This window comes from Dietzia sp. HMSC21D01 (assembly GCF_001815995.1).
GTDB lineage: Bacteria > Actinomycetota > Actinomycetes > Mycobacteriales > Mycobacteriaceae > Dietzia > Dietzia cinnamea.
In genome coordinates this window covers 1-3,398 of record NZ_KV823747.1, presented here as the reverse complement: position 1 = coordinate 3,398, position 3,398 = coordinate 1, and the positions used below count along the sequence as shown (strand labels likewise).

3 protein-coding genes and 1 pseudogene are annotated in these 3,398 nt (G+C 63.6%); 2 read left to right on the top strand and 2 right to left on the bottom strand.

Annotated features, from left to right (window positions below; genetic code table 11):
* Positions 1-131: 131 nt before the first annotated feature.
* Positions 132-527 (top strand): annotated as a pseudogene (locus HMPREF3086_RS03095) (PaaI family thioesterase); the annotation flags it as partial.
* 90 nt (positions 528-617) lie between these two features.
* Here the strand turns inward: HMPREF3086_RS03095 and HMPREF3086_RS03090 are convergent.
* On the bottom strand, positions 618-1,307 hold the full coding sequence (locus tag HMPREF3086_RS03090) for a TetR/AcrR family transcriptional regulator (protein WP_070720133.1): 690 nt from the start codon (positions 1,305-1,307) through the stop codon (positions 618-620).
* Positions 1,308-1,424: 117 nt separating this feature from the next.
* On the opposite strand from HMPREF3086_RS03090, the gene HMPREF3086_RS03085 reads away from it, so the two are divergent.
* A complete protein-coding gene (locus HMPREF3086_RS03085) occupies positions 1,425-3,002 on the top strand; it encodes an MFS transporter (RefSeq protein ID WP_061230163.1) in 1,578 nt (525 codons plus the stop codon).
* Positions 3,003-3,145: 143 nt separating this feature from the next.
* On the opposite strand, the gene HMPREF3086_RS03080 is transcribed toward HMPREF3086_RS03085, so the two are convergent.
* The coding region (locus HMPREF3086_RS03080; RefSeq protein WP_141763965.1) for a helix-turn-helix domain-containing protein at positions 3,146-3,398 on the bottom strand (253 nt) is incomplete at its 5' end.

The window sequence follows — 3,398 nt, the reverse complement described above, 5'->3', positions numbered from 1 at the left end:
CCAGCTACGCACTCCGGATCCGGAAGAGCCCGTAAAGGAAGCCGTGCGCCATGGCGTCTTGGCCGGGCCACAGCCGGGAACTCGACACCTCGCAACCCGGCACTTGATCAGTAGGCGTGGTGGGCGCGACTGGACCAGAGAACCCGAATGGACATTTCCTCTCGGTACGGCGTGACGGAGACGGCGTCGTCGCACACCACCAGTTCGACCAGCGTCACGTTGGGGCACCCGGCATTGCACACGGCGGCGCGGTAGCGACCGTGATTGACGACCTATTCGGCTTCTTGCTGTATTCGGTCGGCGAGCTCGCCGTGACGCGCCGTCTCGCGCTCGACTATCTTGCGCCAGCATTACTCGACACCCCGTACATCCTGCGCGCTGCAGTTCGGTCTCGCGATGGCCGGAAATTGGACCTTAGGTCCACGATGGAGGATGCAGAGGGCCGCACTGTTATTACTGCCACTGCCCTGTTCATCGTGGTCGAGGTTGAACACTTTTTGCAGTCACAGAGAAACTCGAGGACTTAGGCCAAACTCACCGCCGCGGGAGGCCACCTCCGAGTCGGCGACCTCGGCGGCGAGCGGTCCCACCTATCGAACAACAAGGACCGCCTTGATTCAGCAAGGTCCGCCGACGGCGCCTGGGCGGTTCAGATCGTGGCCGAACTCGGCCGGGATGGGTTTGTCTCCCTGCTTGCGGGCAGCAAGAAAATCATCAACAAGTTGCACGCATCCGTCGTGGTCGACCGTGCAGAGCCCAGTGAGGCGAGCGAACACGACGGGGCCCAGGAGTTGAACGATCGCGAAGGGGGTGTCGATGTTGCCGAGCTGTGCCTGTACGTCAGGCTGTGTGAGGATGTGGTCAAAGGGCTGCCGGTACTCCTCGATGACTCGACTGCGCAGTGAGGTGATCGCGGCCGAATCGGCAGGATCGCCGCCGACTGATCCGATTGACAGCCAAGCCAGAGTCGTAATGTTCAGCGGCGCCTGGTCAATCAGGTCGGCTTGGGCCGTGAGAAGCGCGATGAGTTGGTCTCGTACCGACCCACTGTCGGCAGAGACCTCGACGCGAGGCAACAGCCGCTCGAAGGTCGCCGCAAGCAACTGGGCGGTCCCGCCGAAATGCCGATAGAGCGTGGCCCGCGCAACCTTTGACATTCGAGTGACCGCCTCGACGGTAACCGCCTCTACACCACCAGTGCTCAGGAGATGCGTGGCAGCGTCGAGCAATCGTTTTCGTGAGCGCAGCAGTCGCGGATCGAGCTGATCGTCGTCCGTAGCGGGCCGGTCAGCACTCCAGTCGTTCACGCTCTCCCCTTCGGCCGACGGTTACTTCTCGTCCAAGCTAACCTGTCCAGCCAGTCGGATACTGTGATACTACTTGTCTCAGACCAAGACCGATCATCTCACAGCAAGGGGCCGGCGATGCACTCACCCCAACAGACCATCACCGAGTCATCCCGGTGGACCCGAGCCGAATGGTGGATGCTCACGGTGTCGTGCCTAGCCGTGGCGTTGGTGGTCGCGGCCATGGCCGCGCTGTATTCGGCATTACCGGAGATTGCGGTAGAGACTGGAGCGACGCAAGCCCAGCTGACCTGGATCGTCGACGGCTACACGCTGGTACTGGCGTGCCTGGTCCTGCCCGCTGGAGCGATCGGTGACCGCTATGGCAGACGCGCAGTTCTCGTAATAGGCCTGGCGATATTCACCATGGCGTCCGCACTTCCCCTGCTGCTGTCTGACCCGGCCTGGTTGATCGCTGCGCGAGCGATTGCCGGGGCGGGCGCTGCACTGGTAATGCCCTCGACGCTATCGATTCTGACTGCTGGTTTCGCCGCCGTTCATCGCGGCCGAGCAGTAGGTGTGTGGGCTGGAGTCGCCGGCTCCGGAGCAGTGTTAGGCATCCTCGGCGCCGGGGTGCTGCTTGAGCGCTGGTCGTGGGTGTCGGTATTTGTCGGACTGACCGCAGCGGGAGCCCTACTGGCCGCGCTGGCATGCACGATCGCTGAGTCCAGCCAGCATGATCACCCTCCCGTGGACTGGGTGGGCGCGGCGGCAGCTGCAGTCGCGGTTGCGGGAATCGTATTCGCCACGATCGAGTTTCCCGCGCGGGGCTGGGCCGACCCGATCGTTCTCGCCAGCGCCGGGGCCGGCATGTTGGCGACAGCCTTTTTTATCCTGATTGAGCTGCGATCCTCGGCCCCCTTGTTGGATGTTCGGTTGTTCGCCAAGCGCGGCTTCAGCGCCGGCTCGTTGTCGGTGGCCATCCAATTCTTGGTCACTTTCGGGGTATTCCTACTCCTGGTGCAGTACCTGCAACTGATCCTGGGATACGGACCGCTGGCCTCGGCGTTGGGATTGGTGCCGATGACGGTCCCCCTGATCGTGATCTCGGTGATCGCCCCCCGACTGTCACAGCGATTTGGACTACGAGTGATGACCGTCGCCGGTCTGGTGACCATCGCAGTTGGCCTGATGCTGGTCAGCCGGATGACCGTCGACGCACGTTACCTCGACCTGCTATGGCCGCTGTTGATCATGAGCGCAGGGCTCGGACTATGCACAGCCCCAGCGACCTACGCGATCATCGCCGAAACTCCGGAGAGCAAACACGGGGTCGCCGCCGCAGTCAACGATGCGGCCCGCGAGATCGGCGCTGCGATGGGGATCGCAGTGGCCGGCAGTGTGCTGGCCGCCGGATACACCCGCCACATCCAACCCGCCCTGCCTCAGTTACCCGAACCTGCCCGCGGTCCGGTCTCCGACTCCCTGGCCGCCGCCCTAGAGATCGCCGCACAAGCCGGACCAATGGCGCAACCATTGGTCGACTACGCCAAAGAGGCATTTGTCAACGGCAGCAGTCAGGCCACACTTACGTTGGCAATCCTCACCGCCGCAGCCGCAGTCTTGCTAGCGATCCTTGCCCCGGGCACTGCTCCGCGTGACCACAAGACCACGGCCAGTTCCACAGCACCGGCACACCGGGACAGCGTCGGATAGGTGGCCCGTCCGGCTTCCGGCTGCACTGACTCGTGCCTGGAGAAACTGCGCAAGGTCAGCAAGAACCGCGGTCCCTCCCGAGTGCCGAATCTCGGCGGTCGAGCTGCTGTGGCTAGCGATACCCACCATCTTCAGGGCGGGGGTCAGTGGCTGGTGCGTCCACGCCCGCCCGCTTCAACGCGCTGTAGTGCGCGGTAGAGCGTGGATCGGCCAACTCCGAGATTGCGGGCGATCACTGATGGCCCCTCCCCTGCCTCGATGTGGGCCCGGGCTTTGTCGACCTGCTCGGCGGTCAGGACTCGCTTACGACCCTTGTACTTGCCCTTCGCCTTAGCGATGGCAATGCCCTCGGCCTGACGTTCACGAATGATGGCCCGCTCGAACTCGGCGAACGCC